Source organism: Embleya scabrispora DSM 41855 (genome assembly GCF_000372745.1).
GTDB lineage: Bacteria > Actinomycetota > Actinomycetes > Streptomycetales > Streptomycetaceae > Embleya > Embleya scabrispora.
The window spans coordinates 16,847-35,406 of sequence record NZ_KB889710.1; the positions used below are offsets into that span (position 1 = coordinate 16,847).

15 protein-coding genes are annotated in these 18,560 nt (G+C 71.1%); 9 read left to right on the forward strand and 6 right to left on the reverse strand.

Annotated features, from left to right (window positions below; all coding sequences use genetic code 11):
- Window positions 1-55: 55 nt before the first annotated feature.
- Window positions 56-868 carry an ABC transporter ATP-binding protein gene (locus A3IC_RS0142465; protein WP_020556156.1) on the reverse strand — a complete coding sequence of 271 codons (813 nt, stop codon included), beginning with the start codon at window positions 866-868 and terminating at the stop codon, window positions 56-58.
- 171 nt (window positions 869-1,039) lie between these two features.
- On the opposite strand from A3IC_RS0142465, the gene A3IC_RS0142470 reads away from it, so the two are divergent.
- A complete protein-coding gene (locus A3IC_RS0142470; RefSeq protein ID WP_020556157.1) occupies window positions 1,040-1,816 on the forward strand; it encodes a hypothetical protein in 777 nt (258 codons plus the stop codon).
- 25 nt (window positions 1,817-1,841) lie between these two features.
- Here A3IC_RS0142470 and A3IC_RS0142475 read toward each other — a convergent pair whose 3' ends face one another.
- The gene (locus tag A3IC_RS0142475) at window positions 1,842-4,370 is read right to left on the reverse strand and encodes an FHA domain-containing protein (RefSeq protein WP_020556158.1); all 2,529 of its coding nucleotides are present in this window, start codon (window positions 4,368-4,370) and stop codon (window positions 1,842-1,844) included.
- A gap of 253 nt (window positions 4,371-4,623) precedes the next feature.
- Between A3IC_RS0142475 and A3IC_RS0142480 the strand changes: the two genes are divergently transcribed.
- Together A3IC_RS0142480 and serB are read left to right on the forward strand one after the other, a co-directional pair.
- Complete coding sequence (locus tag A3IC_RS0142480; RefSeq protein ID WP_040878152.1) at window positions 4,624-6,243, forward strand: streptophobe family protein; 1,620 nt, start codon at window positions 4,624-4,626, stop codon at window positions 6,241-6,243.
- A gap of 86 nt (window positions 6,244-6,329) precedes the next feature.
- Window positions 6,330-7,514: a phosphoserine phosphatase SerB gene (gene serB, locus A3IC_RS0142485; RefSeq protein WP_020556160.1), complete on the forward strand. Its 1,185-nt coding sequence runs from the start codon at window positions 6,330-6,332 to the stop codon at window positions 7,512-7,514.
- Between the two features lie 117 nt (window positions 7,515-7,631).
- Here serB and A3IC_RS0142490 read toward each other — a convergent pair whose 3' ends face one another.
- Together A3IC_RS0142490 and A3IC_RS0142495 are read right to left on the reverse strand one after the other, a co-directional pair.
- Window positions 7,632-8,147, reverse strand: coding sequence for a SixA phosphatase family protein (locus A3IC_RS0142490; RefSeq protein ID WP_026219374.1), 516 nt, complete (start codon window positions 8,145-8,147; stop codon window positions 7,632-7,634).
- 209 nt (window positions 8,148-8,356) lie between these two features.
- A complete protein-coding gene (locus A3IC_RS0142495) occupies window positions 8,357-10,714 on the reverse strand; it encodes an MMPL family transporter (protein ID WP_020556162.1) in 2,358 nt (785 codons plus the stop codon).
- 387 nt (window positions 10,715-11,101) lie between these two features.
- Between A3IC_RS0142495 and A3IC_RS0142500 the strand changes: the two genes are divergently transcribed.
- Complete coding sequence (locus A3IC_RS0142500) at window positions 11,102-11,398, forward strand: hypothetical protein (protein WP_158696326.1); 297 nt, start codon at window positions 11,102-11,104, stop codon at window positions 11,396-11,398.
- A gap of 310 nt (window positions 11,399-11,708) precedes the next feature.
- On the opposite strand, the gene fabI is transcribed toward A3IC_RS0142500, so the two are convergent.
- Both fabI and fabG read right to left on the reverse strand, forming a co-directional pair.
- The gene (gene fabI, locus A3IC_RS0142505; protein WP_020556164.1) at window positions 11,709-12,488 is read right to left on the reverse strand and encodes an enoyl-ACP reductase FabI; all 780 of its coding nucleotides are present in this window, start codon (window positions 12,486-12,488) and stop codon (window positions 11,709-11,711) included.
- Between the two features lie 4 nt (window positions 12,489-12,492).
- Window positions 12,493-13,197, reverse strand: a complete 705-nt coding sequence (fabG, locus tag A3IC_RS0142510) for a 3-oxoacyl-[acyl-carrier-protein] reductase (protein ID WP_020556165.1) — start codon at window positions 13,195-13,197, stop codon at window positions 12,493-12,495.
- 358 nt (window positions 13,198-13,555) lie between these two features.
- Between fabG and A3IC_RS0142515 the strand changes: the two genes are divergently transcribed.
- The 5 genes from A3IC_RS0142515 to A3IC_RS0142535 all read left to right on the forward strand — a co-directional run bounded on the left by A3IC_RS0142515 (window position 13,556) and on the right by A3IC_RS0142535 (window position 18,428).
- Window positions 13,556-15,079, forward strand: coding sequence for a TldD/PmbA family protein (locus A3IC_RS0142515; RefSeq protein ID WP_026219375.1), 1,524 nt, complete (start codon window positions 13,556-13,558; stop codon window positions 15,077-15,079).
- Complete coding sequence (locus A3IC_RS0142520) at window positions 15,076-16,485, forward strand: metallopeptidase TldD-related protein (protein ID WP_040878154.1); 1,410 nt, start codon at window positions 15,076-15,078, stop codon at window positions 16,483-16,485. Before A3IC_RS0142515 ends, A3IC_RS0142520 begins: the two co-directional genes overlap by 4 nt.
- 206 nt (window positions 16,486-16,691) lie before the next feature.
- Complete coding sequence (locus A3IC_RS0142525; RefSeq protein ID WP_020556168.1) at window positions 16,692-17,231, forward strand: RNA 2'-phosphotransferase; 540 nt, start codon at window positions 16,692-16,694, stop codon at window positions 17,229-17,231.
- Window positions 17,232-17,366: 135 nt separating this feature from the next.
- The gene (locus A3IC_RS63985) at window positions 17,367-17,873 is read left to right on the forward strand and encodes a DUF3099 domain-containing protein (RefSeq protein ID WP_020556169.1); all 507 of its coding nucleotides are present in this window, start codon (window positions 17,367-17,369) and stop codon (window positions 17,871-17,873) included.
- Between the two features lie 297 nt (window positions 17,874-18,170).
- Complete coding sequence (locus A3IC_RS0142535) at window positions 18,171-18,428, forward strand: hypothetical protein (RefSeq protein WP_086018539.1); 258 nt, start codon at window positions 18,171-18,173, stop codon at window positions 18,426-18,428.
- Window positions 18,429-18,560: the final 132 nt, after the last annotated feature.

Genomic DNA, 18,560 nt, shown 5'->3' on the forward strand with positions numbered 1-18,560 from the left:
CCGGGCAGCAGACGGTTCTCGGACGAAATGATCAGCCCACGATCCACGCCGCGGGTCAGCCCTGTTCCTCCGGTGCCTCCGGCATCGGCAGCCCGCGGGCGGACCAACGCCCGTACTGCTGCTCGACGATCAGCGGCAGGCCGAAGCAGTGCGAGAGGTTGCGCGAGTTGAGCGTGTCGGCGATCGGGCCCGCCGCGAGCACCCGTCCCTGACGGATCATCAGGATGTGCGTGAAGCCGGGCGGGATCTCCTCGACGTGGTGGCTGACCAGGATCATCGACGGCGCGTACGGGTCGGCGGCCAGTGCGCCGAGCCGGCGGACCAGGTCCTCGCGCCCGCCCAGGTCGAGCCCGGCGGCCGGCTCGTCGAGCAGCAGCAGTTCGGGGTCGGTCATCAGCGCACGGGCGATCTGTACCCGCTTGCGCTCGCCCTCGGACAGCGTGCCGAACCGGCGCTCCAGGTATTCGGCCATGCCCAGCTGGTCCAGCAACCGGCGCGCGCGCTGCTCGTCCTCGGCGTCGTAGCGCTCGTGCCACTTGGCGGTCATCCCGTAGGCCGCCGTCAGCACGATGTCCAGCACGCGCTCGCGGCGGGGCAGCTTGTCGGTGAGCGCGGCCGAGGCCATCCCCACTCGCGGGCGCAGCTCGAACACGTCGACCGTGCCGAGCTTCTCGCCCAGCACGGCGACCGTGCCGGTGGTGGGGAACAGATACGTGGACGCCAGTTGCAGCAGTGTGGTCTTGCCGGCGCCGTTGGGGCCGACGACGATCCAGCGTTCGCCTTCCGCGACCGACCAGGTGACCTGGTCCACCAGAGGGCGACCGTCGCGCACCACCGATACGTCAACCAGTTCGAGAACGTCGCTCATCGCCTGCCAGCTCCCCATCGTGCGCTACGCCGCCGGACGGCATCCCCTTGTGTGGGATCACCGCCTCGCTCCGTGGTCCGCGTTGTTGCACCCGGTCCGGGAGAAACCTATGACACCGAGCGACCTCCGGTCGTGTCCGGGAGCGTTGTGACGCCCCTTACGCTTGTCCGCATGCTTGCCGAACCTCGCTCCGGACTTCTCGTCGCATGGGGCAATGCCCTGCTGGCCGGGCACGTTCCGCCGGACGACGCGGTGTCCGAGATCGTCGGAACGGACGAACCACATCGGGTGACGGGCGTGCCGGGCGAAAGTGTGCCGGTCGGCCTGTCGCTGGCGCTGGGCCGGCTGCGGGCGCTGGGGGTGAGCGGTCTGCGGCTGGCGCTGCCGGTGTCGGGCGATCCGCTGGCGCTGCCCGGACCGCCCGCGTTCAACGACCTCGCGCTGGTCGCGGGCGAGGCGGCGATCACGGTCGGCGCGCCGGGCACCGCGTACGGCCTGGTGCCCGAGGCGACCCGACACGGCTCGATCGGCGACGCGACCGTGCGGGTGGCCTGGCGCATGGTCGAGGTGGCCGACCGGCCCGCCCCGGGACCGTTCCTGGCCGAGGCGGAGCGCGAGCTGGCCGAGGCGATGCGCGACGCGATCGAGGACCTGACCCGACTGGACGTGGCCGGCGGCGGCCCGGCGGCGCAGCGCACCCTCGCCGGGCTGTACCGCAAGGACTCGGACACCCGGGTCGCCCCCGGCCATCCCGGTCGGGCCGGCCGGGTGCTCGACCAGGCGCGCCGGATCCACGCGGTGCTGACCGTGGCCGGCCGCGAGGACGGCGCCGCGATCAGCGCGGCCGAGATATCCGCCCGGCTCGGCGCGCTCGCCCCGCTGGAGCGGGCCTGCCGCCGGGCGATGGTGGCGGCGTACGGCGCGGCCCTGGAGCCGGACCGGGCCTGAGCCGAACCCGGGCCCGAGCCAGACACTAGCTGCCGCGCTTGCGCTTGGTCTTGGGGTCCAGGCGCCGGAGCATGATCAGCGCGATCGTGCCGTAGACCGCGATCTGGCCGGCCAGGATGCCGATGTTGCGGTACCAGACCTTCGCGTCGTGCTTCCACAGCGGATCCGGCGACTCGCCGGGTTTGCGCGGCAGTTGGGTGGCCAGATCTATCGTGCTGCCGGCCGCGGCGAACGCCCAGCGGGCCGGGGCCAGCCAGGAGACCTGCTCGATGCCAGCCTTGCCGTTGAGCGGGAACAGGCCACCGCACAGCACCACTTGCACGATCGCGATCACCACGAGCAGCGGCATCGCCAGTTCGGCGCTGCCGATCGACGCGGAGACCACCAGGCCCACCGCCATCGCCGCTATCGCGGACAGCACCACCGCGATGCCGATCTCGATGATCGGTGGGCTGATCACCACACCCTTGGCGGGCAACTTCTGCCCGACCAGTGCGACCGCGGTGAGCACCACGCCCTGGATCGCGGAGATCAGCCCGAGCACGATGATCTTCGAGCCGAGGTAGGCGGACACCGAGAGTCCGGCGCTGCGCTCGCGCCGATAGATGGCGCGCTCCTTGATCAGCTCGTTGACCGCCGTCGCGGTGCCCATCAGGCCGCTGATCACGAAGAGCACGAGCAGCTTGGTGGTCGCCTCCTGGTTCGAACCCGGCGGTGAGCCCTCCGGACTGACCAGCCTGCCGGGGATCACCCGGCACAACATGCCCAGGAACAGCGGCGCTATCGCCAGCAGCGCCAGGTACTTGCGGTCCGAGGCGATCACCGCGAGGTAGCGCCGGGAGAGCGTGGTCAGCTGGGAGAACCAGCCCTGCGGCTTGGGCGGCTTCGCCTGCGGCCGCTCGCCCTGTTCGGCGTGCGCACGGTCGCGACCCACCTCTATGTACCGGCCGTACAGCTCCGAGCGACGGAAGGGACCTTCGTAGTCGCGGTCCGGCTCGTCGTCGAACATCTTGAAGACCTCGGGCCAGTCGCCCTTGCCGAAGAACGGCAGCGCCTCGTCCGGCGGTCCGAAGAACGCGATCCGACCGCCCGGCGCGAGCACCAGCACCCGGTCGCACACGTTCAGGCTGCGGGTGCTGTGGGTGACCACGATCACCGTGCGGCCGTCGTCGGCGAGTTCGCGCAGCTTTTCCATCACCGAGCGTTCCAGGCCCTCGTCCAGGCCGGACGTCGGCTCGTCCAGGAACAGCACGGACGGCTTGGTGAGCAGTTCGACGGCCACGCTCACCCGCTTGCGCTGGCCGCCGGAGAGGCTGCTGACCTTGGTGTCGGCGTACGGTGACGTGGCGCCGCGCGGCATCTTGTCCAGACTCAGCTCGCCGATCACCTCCTCGACCCGTCTCTCCCGCTCGGCCGCCTCGGTGTCCTCGGGGAAGCGCAACTGCGCGGCGTAGCGCAGCGCGGTGCGCGCGGTGAGCTGGGCGTGCAGGATGTCGTCCTGCGGCACCAGGCCGATCCGCTGGCGCAGTTCGGCGTTGTTCGCGTACAGGTCGCGGCCGTCGTAGAGGATCTTGCCGCTGGCGGCGCGGCGGCTGCCGGTGAGCGCGCCGAGCAGGGTGGACTTGCCCGCGCCCGAACCGCCGACGATGGCCAGCAGGTTGCGCTCGGCGAGCGGGAAGGAGACGTTGTCGAGCAGGACCCGTTTGCCGGCCGTGACGGTGAGGTTCTGCACCTCCAGCGACACCTCGCCGGTGTCGATGAACTCGCGCAATTCCTGGCCGTCGAGCCGGAAGGTGGCGTGCCCGATGCCGACCAGGTCCGCTTCGCCGAGCAGCGCGCGCTCGATCGGTTGTCCGTTGAGGAACGTGCCGTTGTGGCTGCCGAGGTCGACGATCTCGCGTCGGCCGCCGGGGGTGGTGCGCAACTCGGCGTGGTGCCGGGAAACCATCAGGTCGGTGAGCACCAGGTCGTTGTCCAGCGCGCGGCCGATCCGCAGGGTGCGCACCGGAAGCGGAATGACCATGCTCGGTGCCCGGTCCACGCTCGGGCGCGGATCCGCGTGCGGCCCGGCGCCGATCTGCGCGCGGCCCAACGGGTGGGCGCGCTCGGGGACTTGCCGGGGCGGCTCGGGGACGTAGGGCGGTTCGGGGGTGTACGGCTGCTCGCCCGCGCGCGGTGGCTCGGCACGGCGCGGCGGCTCGGGAATCTGTACATGGTCGGGGTGCGCCACCCGTGGCGGCACCACCTCGGTGGCGTTCGACTCCGGCGCGAGCCGCAGCTGGTCGCCGTCGTCCGGGTCGCCGAGCAATACCTCACAACCTCGGCCCACGACCACGCGGTGCACCCGATTGCCGCGCATCCACGAGCCGTTGACGCTGTTGGTGTCGACGAACTCCCAGCCGTCGGCGCCCACCCGCAGGACCGCGTGTTGGCGCGACACGCGGCGATCGTCGAGCACGATCGCACAGGACGGGTCGCGACCGACGATGTGTTCTCGCCCGGGATCCAGGATCACCGGTGCTCCGGCGCTGGTGCCGACCGTCAGGTGCGGCACTGCCGGTCCTTCTGGCGTATAGCTGTCCCCCACTCTTCGAGAGTGTAGGGACGTGCGGGCCTCCCGGGCAGCCTTTCCGGTCCGGAAGCGTACGGAACCACTCCGAAGGGCGATTACGACATCAACTTCCCTGCCTCGCGCCGTCCACCCGGGTGGCAGTCCGGCCGAATCCGTTGACGCGCGGGTCGGTGCGCTCGATAGTCGAGTTTGTCCCGCTCAACCGGCAGCCGGGTCGCACGTGACAGGAGCGGTCGTGTCCTGGAACCAGCAGCAGCACAACGCACCGCGGCACGAGCCGCCCGGGGCCCGACCACCGGCCGGTCCCGCACCGTGGGGCGGCGTGGCGCCATGGCTGCACGCGCTCGGCGCGGTGCTCGCCGCGTTCGTGGCGATGGCCGTGGCGGCGTGGTCGGCGCTGTGGCTGCTGGGCGCGAACGACCTGGGGTCGAGCACGATGCCCGCGCTGGTCGCGGCGGTGATCGCGCTCGCGGTCGGTGGCACGGTCGACCTCAAGGGCGCCGAACAGGGCGGCCCGAGCAACGACATCCTCAGCCAACTCACCGGCGACGTCTCGCTAGCGCAGGGCAGCGGCAAGGTCGACATCATGCTGCTGGGCATCGGCCTGATCGGCGCACTCGTACTGGGCTGGTTGTTCCTGCGCCCGCTGCGCCACCGGCTGGTGATCGGCGCGCTCGACCTGATCGTGCACGGCGTGCGGGTCCTGGTGTTCACCATGGCCGCGCTCGGCGTGGTGGTGTCGATGGGCAAACACTCGCTGCCGATCGATCGGTTCGTCTCGCAGGTCGGCGGGGCCCGGGCGCAGGACCTGATGGGCATCTTCGACCTGGGCGCGGCGGCCCGCTTCGAGACCGAGGTGAGCGGCACGCTCGTGTTCGGCGCGTTGTGGCTGCTGATCACCCTGGTCGCCACCGTCGCGGTGTCCGCGCGCGGGCCGCTGCCGATCAAGTGGTTGCGGCACCGCGCGGTACTGCGGGCCCCGGTCGCCGGTCTGCTCGCGGTGCTGATCACCGCGGTGGTCGCCGGGATCGTGGGCACCCCGTTCGTGGCCGCCGCCGCGCCCGCGCCGAAGCGGATGATCGGCGGCATGTTGTTCGCGCTGCCCAACGCGGTGTGGCTGCTGGCCTCGCTCGGCCTGGGCATCCCGTGGAAGGGCACGACCAGCGCGCCCACCGAGGTCGGCGGCTTCTCCTTCGGTTTGCCCGGTCCGCTGGGCAAGCTGGTCGGCGCCTCCGCCGGGGACGGTCTGCCGATCCGGATCGACCGGCTGGCCGAGTTGGACTCGCGGGCGTGGTTCGTACCGCTGTTCTCCGCGCTGCTCCTGCTGCTCGGCGCGACCGTGATGGCGATGCGCGCGCCCGCGTCGGTGCGCCCGCATCAGCACGCGTGGCGATTCGCGGTCACCCTCGCGGGCGGCCTGCTGGTGATCGCCTACCTGATGCAGCTCCAGCTCAAGGTCGCGGTGAGCGTGCTGGGCGGGGTGATGTCCCCGGGCGCGTCGGTGTCGCTGCACGCGGACTACCTGTGGACGGCGCTGCTCGGCCTGCTGTGGGGCGCGTGCGCCGGCTTCATCGGCGGCGCGGTCGCGGACTGGGTGCGCTACCGCCAGGCCGGCGCCGCCGTCCCGCCGGCGGCCTCGGGCCCGCCGCGGCCCACCCGCGCCGCGCCGCAGCAGCGGTACCCGCGGGGCGCGCCGTATCCGCCGGCCCGACCGGCGCACCCCGGCGCACCGGGCGGGCCCGGCACACCCGCGCCGCCGGGCCCGCCGTACTCGAACAGACCCGCCCCGGCGTACCGCCCGCCGCCCCCGCCCGATCCGCAGGGACCGCCCCGGGATGGCCCCTGGCCTGGGTAGATGCGGCTCGCACGAGGACCGGTCCGGTGTTCGTACCGTGGACCGGTGACGCGCGCGCCCTCGAACGGCCGGTACCGTGAAGCATCATGAATGCGCCGCGCACTCTTCTCGTCAAGATCTTCGGCAAGGACCGGCCGGGGGTGACGTCGAGCCTCTTCGAGATCCTCGCCGGCCACTCCGTCGAGGTCGTCGACGTCGAGCAGACCGTCACCCGGGGCCGGCTCACGCTGTGCGTCCTGATCACCACGCCGACCGACGAGGGCCTGCTGCGGGCCGGCGTGCACCGCTGGGCGGACGGCGAGCGGCTGGAGGCGGAGATCCTCTCCGGCGTCGGCGACAACCGTCCGCGCGGCGAGGGCCGCTCGCACGTCACCGTCCTGGGCCACCCGCTGGAGGCCGCCGCGTTCGCCGGGATAGCGCACCGGATCGCGGCCACCGGCGCCAACATCGACCGGATCTTCCGCCTCGCCAAGTACCCGGTGACCGCGATCGAGCTCCAGGTCTCCGGCGTCGAGACGGACAAGCTGCGCCTGGAGCTGGCCACCGAGGCCGCCGAGCGCCGGGTGGACGTCGCGGTCCAGCCCTCCGGCCTGCGGCGCCGGGCCAAGCGGCTGATCGTGATGGACGTGGACTCGACCCTGATCCAGGGCGAGGTGATCGAGCTGCTGGCCGAGCACGCCGGCTGCCTGGACGAGGTGGCCGAGGTGACCGCCGCCGCGATGCGCGGCGAATTGGACTTCGCCGAGTCGCTGCGGGCCCGCGTGGCGCTGCTCGCCGGGCTGGACGAGGACGCCATAGGCAAGGTCCGCGAGCAGGTCGTGCTCACCCGGGGCGCGCGCACCCTGGTCCGCACGCTCAAGCGGCTCGGCTACAAGGTGGGCATCGTCTCGGGCGGATTCACCCAGGTCACCGACGCGCTCGTGGAGCGGCTCGGGCTCGACTACAGCGCGGCCAACACCCTGGAGGTGGTGGACGGCAAGCTCACCGGGCGGGTGATCGGCGAGATCGTCGACCGAGCGGGCAAGGCCCGGCTGCTGCGCGGCTTCGCGGCCCAGGCGGGCGTGCCGTTGACCGCCACGGTCGCCATCGGCGACGGCGCCAACGACCTGGACATGCTCAACGCCGCGGGTCTGGGCGTGGCCTTCAACGCGAAGCCGGTGGTCCGCGAGGCCGCCGACACCGCGGTCAACGTGCCGTTCCTGGACACCGTGTTGTTCCTGCTCGGCGTCACCCGCGACGAGATCGAGGCCGCGGACGCCGCCGACGTGTAGTACGGCCGGCCGAATTCGTCGGCCGGGCCCGGTCGGGGCGGGCGTCCCCGAGCGCCGGACGGGCTGTTCACCGCCCGGACCGACGCTCGAGTCACGGTCGCCTTCGCGGGCGTGCGGTCAGGACGCCGGCGTGCTGAAGCGGGTCAGGTGGGCCGAGCGTTCCCGGAGGTCGGCCCACGCGGTGTGCAGGCTCAGCACCGCGACCGCCGAGGTCGGATACTTCTCCCGCAGGCGCACGAGCGTGTCGTCCTCGCCGCTGCCCGCCAACGCGTTGACCAGCGTGGCCACACCCGGGTTGTGCCCGATCAGCAGCAGCGTGTCGACCTCGTCGGGGGTCTCCTGGACGAGGTACAGCAGCGCCTGCGCGCTCGCCTCGTACACCCGCTCGTCGTAGACGGTGTGCGGCTTGTGGCCGTAGACCTTGCCGGCGAGACGCCAGGTCTCCCGGGTGCGTACGGCCGGCGAGCACACCACCAGATCGGGGGTGATGCCCTGGTCGAGCAGTCGGTGCCCGGTCTCGGCGGCGTCCTTGCGGCCGCGTTCGGCGAGGGGTCGCTCGTGGTCCGGCCCGTCGGGCCACTCGGCCTTCGCGTGCCTCATCACCACAAGATTGCGCTGTCGGTGGGATGCCATGGGTTCAGCCTCTCAGACATCGGCCGTTGTGCACTGCGGGTCGGCACCGCAGGACTCGATTGACGGGCGGCGGGCGCGTCGACCGGGGCCGACACGCACGACGGGTCGGGACCGAGTATCCGGTCCCGACCCGCGCTTTCCTCGGATCTACAGGGTGGTCGTCGTCACGGTCGTCGCCGGGATCTCACCGACTGCCGTGCTTGCTCGGGTCAACCGACCGGCGGGCGCGGGATCCGGCGCGAACCGGACACGTTCTCGTCGTACCCGGTGTTGCCCGGGTGGACCGGCTCGTACGTCGGCGTGGCGTAGCCGTTCGCCGAGGCGTACGCGGGGACCTGCTCGCCGGCCGGGGTCGGGACCGGGGCCTCGACCGCCTCGTCGCCGTGGTCCATCTGCGGCAGCCACCCCAGCCAGCGGGGCAGGTACCAGTTGTGGTCGCCGAGCAGGGTCATCACGGCCGGCAGCAGCAGACCGCGGATGATCGTGGCGTCCAGCAGGACGGCGACCGCCAGGCCGACACCGAACTGCTTCATCGACTGCATCGACAGGGTGCCGAAGACCGCGAACACCGCGACCATGATCGTCGCCGCGCTGGTCACCACACCGGCGGTGGTGCGGATGCCGTGCGACACGGCCGACTTGGTGTCCATGCCCTTGTCGTACGCCTCACGAATTCGCGAGACCACGAACACGTGGTAGTCCATCGACAGGCCGAACAGGATCACGAACAGGAACATCGGGATCCAGGAGACGACCGCGCCGGGTGCGTCCGTGCCCACCAGCGAGTCGCCGTAGCCGTGCTGGAAGACGAGCGTCATCACACCGTAGGCGGCGCCCACCGACAGCAGGTTGAGCACGATCGCGGTGACCGCGATGGCGATCGAGCGGAACGAGACCAGCATCAGCAGGAAGGCGAAGCCGAGCACGAAGGCGAAGATCGGCAGCCGCGCGTCGTCGAGCTTGTCGTTGAAGTCCTTGGACCCGGCGGTGTTGCCGGTCACCGGGGCGTCCACGCCGTCCAGCTTGCCCAGCGTGTTCGGGATGACCTTCCCACGCAGCGTGGCCAGGGCCTTGTCGCTGGCCGAGTCGTTGCCACCGCCGGCGAGCGGGACCGAGACCTTGAAGACGTTCGTGGTGCCCTGCCGCTCGACCTCGATCGGCTCGTGCATCTGCCCGGTGGCGACCGCCTCACGGCGCAGGTTGTCGAACGCCGCCGCGAGCTTGGGGTCGTCCGGGTTGTTCGCCTTGACCACGATCTGGGCGGGCGCCGGACCACCGGGGAACGCCTTCTCGATGTGCTGGTAGGTCTGCACGATGGACAGCGAGGTCGGCAGTTCCTTGTCGATCGGCAGTTCGGAGGTCTTCATGCCGAGTGCGGGGATGGTCAGCGCGATCAGCAGACCGCCGGCGAGCACCGCGGTGCCCTTGGGGCGGCTGAGCACGACGCCCAGGATCTTGCCCCATGCCTTGCTGCCCTCGGTGGGGCGGCGCATCTTGGCCAGCCCGGGAATCTTGCCCAGGTCCACCCGGTCGCCCAGCATCGACAGGATCGCGGGCAGCACGGTGAGCGAACCGAGCACCGCGGTCAGCACGACCAGGATGGTCGCGGAGGCCATCGACTCGAACTCGCTGAGCCCGGACAGGAGCATGCCGGCCATCGCGACGATGACGGTGATGCCGGAGATCAGCACGGAACGGCCGGACGTGGCGGCGGCGATGCGCAGTGCGGTCTCCGGGTCGCGCCCCTTGGCCCGCTCCTCCCGCTCGCGGCGCAGGTAGAACATGCAGTAGTCGACGCCCACGGCCAGGCCGATCAGCAGCATCACCGACTGCGCGTTGTCGCCGACCGGCATCAGGTGGCTGCTCAGCGCGAGCAGGCCGCCCGCGGCCACGAACGCGGTCAGGGCGAGGGCTACCGGCAGCAGGGCGGCGACCACGGCGCCGAACGCGACGAGCAGGATGCCCAGGGCGAGCGGGACGGCGGTCCATTCGGCCCGGGTGAAGTCCTTGGCGATGGTGTCCTGGAACCACTTGTCGCCGCTGGCGTCACCGAACTGCTCGATCGCCACGTCCGAGTGCGCCTTGCGGGCCTCGGCCACCGCGTCCAGGACGGGCTGGATGTTGTCGACGGCCTTGTCGTCCTCGCCCACCATGTCGAACTGGATCAGCGCCGAGTGCTTGTCCGAGGAGATGCCGCCGTCACCGGCGTACGGAGAACGCATGTGCTGGGTCGCCGGGCCCTTGTTGCCCTTGACCTGGGTGGCGTTGACCCGGTTGATCACGTCGTCGACGGCGGCCCGGAACTTCGGGTCCTGCGCGATGAGCTTGTCGCTGCGGACCAGGACCATCTCGCCCGCGGGTTCCTTGATGCCCGCGTCGTCGATGATCCGCGCGGCCCGCCCGGACTCGCCCACGCCGCGCTCGGCCTTGGTGATCTCCTGCGACCCGCTCATGTTGCCGATGACGACGGCGAGGACCACGAACAGCAGCCACCCGAATACCGCCGTCTTGCGATGCTGTGCGCTCCAGCCACCGATCGAGGCGGCGAAATTACGCCTGGATGCCATTGGTCCCCGCTCCTATGTTCTCCGCTTCGCCGAGGATCTTCCTCGACACACACGAAGGTATTGGCGGGCGAACGGGGGTCACATCCTGCAAACCGGTGTCTTCACCGGGGGGCAGGCACCCCTGCGTAGTAGGGCTGGCCCCACCCCTGAGAAGGAGGCCGCTGATGATCAGTCGGGGCATACCCGGATACATGTAAGGGGAAGGTTCCGCACCCACCCCGCCGACCTGCACCAACGCCGAATGGATCGCTCGGGGGAGGGGTCCCCCGGGCGAGGGACCACACGTGTGCACAACGCCCGGCGGACGAGCCGCGGTTCCCGCCGGCCGCACCCTGCCGGCCGCCCCACCGGTCGGTCCGGCGGGTCGGGTCTGCGAAACTCGTCTCCATGGCTGCTACATCTGGTGAATCGTCCAAGGAGCGGTACGAGCGGGCCATGGCCGCTCGCAAGGCCCGCGAGGAGCGCGCCCACGCGGAGGAAGTCGCGCGGTCGAACGCGCGCAACGAGGTCCTCGCCCGCAAGGCCGCCGAATCCGGCGCGGCCGACGAGTTCCGCCAGACGGTGCTTGCGCCGCCGGACCCGAACAAGTCCTCCGCCAGGCAACTCGGCGGCATCCTGGGCATCATGCTGCTGATCACCGTGCTGATCGGCATCGCCGCGACGATCGCCGCCGCGACCGGCTGAGCGGGGTTTCTCACCCACCCGCCCGCCCGTACCGTTCGCGAACGAGGCCGCGGGCTCACCGGCGACGGCGCGCCTGCTCCGGCCCGGCGGCCCTCGGCCCGCGGTCGACAACGACACAGCCCGACCGCCACGACCTGGTGGGTCGGGCGATCGGGCTGCGGAAGACATCCGGTGCACCGTCGAAACGGCTGCCCGGCGGCGCGTCGGCGCCCAAGGCTTGATCGTCGACCGGTGATCGACGAGCGCGCGAGGAGAGCGGCCGGAGGCCGCCGGCGGCACGGCCGCCCCTGCGGGCAGCGCGGTTTCGAGGCTACGCGCCGATGGCGTGCAGGCCGCCGTCCACGTGGATGACCTCGCCGGTGGTCTTGGGGAACCAGTCGGACAGCAGTGCGCACACGCCTCGGGCGGCCGGGTCCGAGTCGCGCAGGTCCCAGCCGAGCGGGGCCTTCTCGTTCCAGACACCCTCGAACTTCTCGAAGCCGGGGATGCTGTTCGCGGCCATCGTCTTGACCGGGCCCGAGGAGATCAGGTTGACCCGGATGTTCTTCTCGCCCAGGTACTTGGCCAGGTAGCGCGAGGTCGACTCGAGCGCGGCCTTGGCGACGCCCATCCAGTCGTAGCCCGGCCACGCCACCTGCGCGTCGAAGTCGAGGCCGACGACCGAGCCGCCGCGCCCCTTGTTGGCCTCGATCAGCGGCAGGCACGCCATCGTCAGCGACTTCAGCGAGTACGCCGAGACCTCCACGGCGGTGGCCACGTCGGACCACTCGGTGTTGAGGAAGTTGCCGCCGAGCGCGTCCTTGGGACCGAAGGCGATGGAGTGCACGACGCCGTCGAGCGCGGGCACATGCGCGCGCACGTTGTCCGCGAGCGCCGCGAGGTGTTCGGGGTTCGTCGCGTCGAGCTCGATCACCGGGGCCGGCTTCGGCAGCCGGTTCGCGATCCGGTTGACCAGCGAGAGCCGGCCGAATCCGGTGAGTACGACCTCGGCGCCCTCCTCCTGGGCCCGCTTGGCGACTTGGAAGCCGATTGAGGCGTCGGTGATGACGCCGGTGACGAGAATGCGCTTGCCCGCAAGCAGGTCGCCCATGAGTTCAGTGCCCCATTCCAAGTCCGCCGTCCACAGGGATGACGGCTCCGGTGATGTACGACGCGGCGTCCGAGGTGAGGAACTTGACCACGCCGGCGACCTCGTCCACGTCGGCGTAGCGCGCGAGCGGGATCTCCTTGAGGATCTGCGCCTTGCGCTCCTCGCCGAGCACCTCGGTCATCGCGGTGTCGACGAAGCCGGGCGCCACCACGTTCGTGGTGATGTTGCGCGACCCCAGTTCCCGCGCGATCGAGCGGGCGAAGCCGACCAGGCCGGCCTTGGAGGCCGCGTAGTTGGCCTGTCCCGCCGAACCGAGCAGCCCCACCACCGACGAGATCAGCACGATGCGACCCTTGCGGGCCCGCAACATGCCCTTGCTCGCCCGTTTGACCACCCGGAACGTGCCGGTGAGGTTGGTGTCGACGACGCTGGTGAAGTCCTCTTCGCTCATCCGCAGCAGCAGCGTGTCGCGGGTGATGCCCGCGTTGGCGATCAACACCTCGACCGGGCCGTGTGCGGCCTCGATCTCCTTGAACGCCTGCTCGACCTGCTCGCCGTCGGTGATGTCGCAGCGCACCCCGAGCAAACCCTCCGGGGGCTCACCGGAGCGATACGTGATCGCGACCTTGTCGCCGTCGGCGGCGAAGGCCCGGGCGATGGCCAGGCCGATGCCCCGGTTTCCTCCCGTGACCAGTACGGACCGGCTCAACGGATCACTCCTTCGTCGTCTGTCGTCCTCGGACGTCCTCGGCCGCGCCGGCGCGCGGGCCGTCGGCTCACGTCACGATGACGCTATCGGGCTACCCCGGGGTAACGGGAATCCGGTCCGGGACAGCGTCCCCCGCTCGGTCCTTGTAGGAACCCGACAAGAGCACACGGCAACCGGAACGACCGGCTCCACCGGCCGAATCCGGCCGGCCTGCGCCCGGCAGGTTTCGTTCCGCTTGTCCGGGCGCAAGACCCGTCCGACGCACGAGCGGCCCGCCGGAAAATGCAGGAATGCCGGCGACATCGTGTCTGGTTGACTGAACGACGCGAGCCGACAGGCCGAACGTATGGAGGAATGGGTGCCCAACGAGATCGATCCGACGTTCCTCGCCTATCCCCTTCGGGAGCTGGCCGCTGCGGCCCTGTCCCGAGCCGGGGAACTGGGTGCCGAACACGCGGACTTCCGCTTCGAGCGGGTGCGAGACGCGTCCTTCCGGTTGCGCGACGGGCGGACCGACTCGTCCGTGGACACCACCGACGTGGGCTTCGCGGTCCGCGTCGTGCACGAGGGGGCGTGGGGCTTCGCGGCCGGCGTCGACCTGACCCCGGAGGCCGCGGCGTACGTCGCGGAGCAGGCCGTGGCGGTCGCCCGGGTGTCCCGCTCGGTGAGCGAGGCCGCCGGCGCGGGCGAGACGGTCGCGCTGGCGGAGGAGCCGGTGTACGCCGACGAGACGTGGATCTCGGCGTACAAGGTCAACCCGTTCGACGTGCCCGAGGCGGAGCGGATCGCTCTGCTCGCGCGCTGGAGTCGGGAACTGCTCGCCGCCGACGGCGTGGACCATGTGGACGCCACGTGCATGGTGGTCCAGGAGAACAAGTTCTACGCCGACTCGGCCGGCACCACCACCACGCAGCAGCGGGTCCGCATACATCCCCAGCTGACCGCGATCGCGGTGGACCGCGAATCCGGCGCGTACGAGACGATGCGCACCATCGCACCGCCGGTCGGCCGGGGCTGGGAGTACGTACAGGGCGTGGGCTGGGACTGGGACGAGGAGCTCGCGTCGCTGCCGGGCCTGCTCGCCGAGCGGGTCAAGGCGCCCAGCGTCGAGGCGGGCGAGTACGACCTGGTGATCGACCCGAGCAATCTGTGGCTGACCATCCACGAGTCGATCGGGCACGCCACCGAGCTGGACCGCGCGCTGGGCTACGAGGCCGCCTACGCGGGCACCTCGTTCGCCACCTTCGACAAGCTGAACAAGCTGCAATACGGCTCGCCGGTCATGCACGTCACCGGCGACCGCACCGTGCAGCACGGTCTGGCCACGATCGGCTTCGACGACGAGGGCGTCGCGACGCAGAGCTGGGACCTGGTCACCGACGGCATCCTGACCGGGTACCAGTTGGACCGGCGGATGGCGCTGATGCAGGAGCTGGGTCGGTCCAACGGGTGCGCGTTCGCGGACTCCCCCGGCCACGTCCCGGTGCAGCGGATGGCCAACGTCTCGCTCCGACCGGGCGAGGACAACCTGTCCACCGCCGAGCTGATCGGCCGGGTGCACCGGGGCCTGTACATCGTGGGCGACAAGTCGTGGTCGATCGACATGCAGCGGTACAACTTCCAGTTCACCGGCCAGCGCGCCTATCTGATCGAGGACGGCCGGATCGTCGGGCAGGTCAAGGACTTCGCCTACCAGGCGACCACGACCGACTTCTGGGGCTCGATGGAGGCCGTGGGCGGCCCGGGCACCTACGTCCTCGGCGGCGCCTTCAACTGCGGCAAGGCACAGCCCGGGCAGGTCGCGGCGGTCAGCCACGGGTGCCCGTCGGCGCTGTTTCGCGGTGTGAAGGTCCTCAACACGGTTCAGGAGGCGGGTCGATGAGCAGCGGGCAGACCGTGGTGACGCGGCCGAACGAGACCGTCGAGCGCGCGTTGGCGCTGTCCAAGGCGGACGGCTGCGTGGTGATCGCCGAGGAGACCTCGGCGGCCAACCTACGCTGGGCGGGCAACGCGCTGACCACCAACGGCGAGACTCGCGGCCGACGCGTCACGGTGGTGGCCACCGTCGCGGGCACCGAGGGCACCGCGTCCGGGATCGTCTCGCGCAGCGGCGTGACGGTGGATCGGCTGGAGGGCTTGGTCCGAGCCGCGGAGGCGGCGGCGCGGGACGCCGGTCCGGCCGAGGACGCGCGTCCGCTGCTCGGCGCCGGCGGCGGCCCGGACGGCGGCTTCACGGAGGCGCCGACGCAGACCTCGATCGGTGTGTTCGCGGATTTCGCGCCCGAGTTGGGTGCCGCGTTCGGGCGGGCCCGGGAGAGCGACCGGCTGCTGTACGGGTTCGCCTCGCATCAGCTGACCTCGACCTATGTGGGCACCTCGGCCGGGCTGCGGCTGCGGCACGACCAGCCCACCGGGCATGTCGAGTTGAACGCGAAGTCGGGCGACCTGACCCGCTCGGCGTGGGCCGGCACGCCCACGCGCGATTTCCGCGACGTGGACCTGGCCGCGATCGACACGGACCTGGCGCAGCGGTTGTCCTGGGCGAGCCGCACGATCGACCTGCCGGCGGGCCGCTACGAGACGCTGCTGCCGCCCTCGGCGGTCGCGGACCTGATGGTCTACATGTACTGGCAGGGCAGCGCCCGGGACGCGCACGAGGGCCGCACGGTGTTCAGCAAGCCCGGTGGCGGCACCCGGATCGGCGACCGGCTCACCGAGCTGCCGCTGACGCTGTACAGCGACCCGGGCTACGCGGGGCTGGAGAGTGCGCCGTTCACCATCGCGCACGCCTCCGGCGACGCGGCGTCGGTATTCGACAACGGACTCGCGTTGACCCGGACGAACTGGGTCACCGACGGTGTGCTCACGTCGCTGCTGACCAACCGGCACACCGCGGAGCTGACCGGGCTGCCGGTCGCGCCGGAGATCGACAACCTGATCCTGGACGGCCCGGCCGATGGCCCGAGCCTGGCGGACATGGTCGCCTCGACCGAGCGCGGGCTGCTGCTGACCTGCCTGTGGTACATCCGCGAGGTGGATCCGCAGACGCTGCTGCTGACCGGGCTCACCCGCGACGGGGTGTATCTGGTCGAGGGCGGCGAAGTGGTCGGCGCGGTGAACAACTACCGCTTCAACGAGTCGCCGGTGGACGTGCTCGGGCGCGCGGTCGAGGTGGGGCGCACGGAGCGGACGTATCCGCGGGAGTGGGGCGACTGGTTCACCCGCGCGGCGATGCCGCCTTTGCGGGTCCGCGATTTCAACATGTCCTCGGCGAGTCAGGCGCAATAGGCCCGCGGCTCGCTCGGCGGCACGGGCCGAGCGGCCTGCGGCCGGTTGTCCTCGGACGCCGGACGGGCTACGGCCGGTTGTCCTCAAACGCCGGACGGGCTGAATCGGTACGCCGGGTGGGCTCGATCGAGTCCGCCCGGCGTGCTGCGTCGCAACGGAAAATCGCTGTTCCTGTAGGGAACTCCGTGCTTTCGTTGGGGGTCATCATGAACATCGTCAAGATTTCGAAGTATCTGTCCCGACACCTGCGGCATCAGCCGGAGCGGCTCGGGATCACGCTGGACGAGGCCGGCTGGGTCGACGTGGACGTGCTGCTCGCGGCGTGCAATGCCCGCGGGATGGCACTGACCCGGGCGCAGCTGGACCGGGTCGTCGAGGAGAACGACAAGCGACGGTTCGCCTTCTCCGCGGACGGCGCCCGGATCCGGGCCAGCCAGGGGCACACCGTCGCGGTGGACCTGGGTCTGGTCGAGGCCGCGCCGCCCGCCGTGCTCTACCACGGCACCAATCCCAAGAGCGTGCCGGCGATCCTGGTCGAGGGCCTGCGGCCGATGGACCGGCACGACGTACATCTGTCCGCCGACACCGAGACGGCCCGCCGGGTGGGTGCGCGGCGCGGCCGGCCGGTGTTGTTCGTGGTCCGGGCCGAGCGCATGGTCGCGGCCGGGCATGTGTTCCGCCGCTCGGACAACGGCGTGTGGCTGGTCCCGGCGGTGCCGCCGGAGTTTTTGGAGCGACTCGGCTGACCCCCGTCCCGCCGTCCGCCACTCGGGTCGGTTTGTGGTAAAGCTCCTGCCCCCGTCTCGGTATGACCCACCTGCGGGCGTACCGTGAAAGGGAGGGGACGAGTGTGTGGGCACATGGTCGGAGACGGTGGAGTCGTGAAAAACGCCAAGGGCTCGGTGTACCAGATCAGTGGTGCGCGCAAGGGGCTGACCGAGGACGTGGCCGGGCGCCAACGCCGGTACGTCATCTCGATGTCCATCCGCACCGTGTGCTTCATCGCGGCGGTGTTCACCCCGTCGCCGTGGCGGTGGATATTGGTCGCCGGCGCGCTCTTCCTGCCCTACATCGCGGTGGTGCTGGCCAACGCCGGTCGCGAGCCCACGTCGAACGCGCCGGTGCAGGCCCAGTTCGTACCACCGCTCCCGCCCAAGGCGCTGGAGCCGCCGCCGGGGGCGGTGCTCACCAGCGCCGAACGGGAGACCGTGCACACCCATTCGGAAGACTCCTGGACGATGCCGGTCGGATCGCCCTCGGCCGCCGGCCCGGAGCCCACCGACCTTTCCTCGCACACCAATTCGGATACACACGGTGACCCCGGGGGTGCCGACCGAGGCCATGCGGGCGACCCGACGGGCACCCCTTCGCAGCCCGTCAAAAATTAGCGGGAAGCGCTACGCGGGTTGGTGCTTCAACCGCATGCAGGACGTGCCATACTTCGAAACGTGCTCCGTATCCCCCGTCGGAGCGACCGACGCGATGCCGGGCGGCTCCCCCCGTGGCTGCCCGGCATCGCCCGTGTCCGGGTCGTTTGACTGTCAGGCAAGTCGACGCGCACACGGTTTCCGCACCAGACCGTTGCTTACTGAGCGCAGCGCTCCGGTTGGTGCCTGACGCAGGGTCAGCTGCCCGTTCGATGCGCCGCATCCGGGCGGCCGACCCCGTCTGCGACACTGGTGGACATGTTCCCCACCCCCAGCGACCCCGGCCGTGCGATCTGTTCGGCGAAGGGCTGTCGGGCCGACGCCGTGTGGGTCCTGGCGTGGAACAACCCCAAGCTGCACACTCCGGAGCGGCGCAAGACGTGGCTCGCGTGCGACGAGCACCGCGAGCATCTGGCCCAATTCCTGGCGATTCGCGGATTCCTCAAGGACACCGTCGCGTTCGCCGATTGGCACGAGCCCCGTCCCCCGGCCGCTCCGGCCGGCGAGGACGCCTGAGCAATCCGCGCACGGTCGCCGAGCGCGGTCCGAACCCCCTTGCCCGCTCGGCGGGTTGATCGGGCCGGCGGGCGGGCTGCGGTCGCGGCACGCCGGGTCGATCGCGCAGGCGGGTGGAGCGGGAAGGGTCCC

What these genes read in the sequence shown, in the direction of transcription:
- A3IC_RS0142535 (WP_086018539.1), top strand. Translation starts at nt 18,171, where the DNA reads ATGTTCCCCACCCCCAGCGACCCCGGCCGTGCGATCTGTTCGGCGAAG.
- fabI (WP_020556164.1), bottom strand. Translation starts at nt 12,488, where the DNA reads ATGGGCGACCTGCTTGCGGGCAAGCGCATTCTCGTCACCGGCGTCATC.
- A3IC_RS0142500 (WP_158696326.1), top strand. Translation starts at nt 11,102, where the DNA reads ATGGCTGCTACATCTGGTGAATCGTCCAAGGAGCGGTACGAGCGGGCC.
- A3IC_RS0142490 (WP_026219374.1), bottom strand. Translation starts at nt 8,147, where the DNA reads ATGGCATCCCACCGACAGCGCAATCTTGTGGTGATGAGGCACGCGAAG.
- A3IC_RS0142495 (WP_020556162.1), bottom strand. Translation starts at nt 10,714, where the DNA reads ATGGCATCCAGGCGTAATTTCGCCGCCTCGATCGGTGGCTGGAGCGCA.
- A3IC_RS0142520 (WP_040878154.1), top strand. Translation starts at nt 15,076, where the DNA reads ATGAGCAGCGGGCAGACCGTGGTGACGCGGCCGAACGAGACCGTCGAG.
- A3IC_RS0142465 (WP_020556156.1), bottom strand. Translation starts at nt 868, where the DNA reads ATGAGCGACGTTCTCGAACTGGTTGACGTATCGGTGGTGCGCGACGGT.
- A3IC_RS0142470 (WP_020556157.1), top strand. Translation starts at nt 1,040, where the DNA reads ATGCTTGCCGAACCTCGCTCCGGACTTCTCGTCGCATGGGGCAATGCC.
- serB (WP_020556160.1), top strand. Translation starts at nt 6,330, where the DNA reads ATGAATGCGCCGCGCACTCTTCTCGTCAAGATCTTCGGCAAGGACCGG.
- A3IC_RS0142525 (WP_020556168.1), top strand. Translation starts at nt 16,692, where the DNA reads ATGAACATCGTCAAGATTTCGAAGTATCTGTCCCGACACCTGCGGCAT.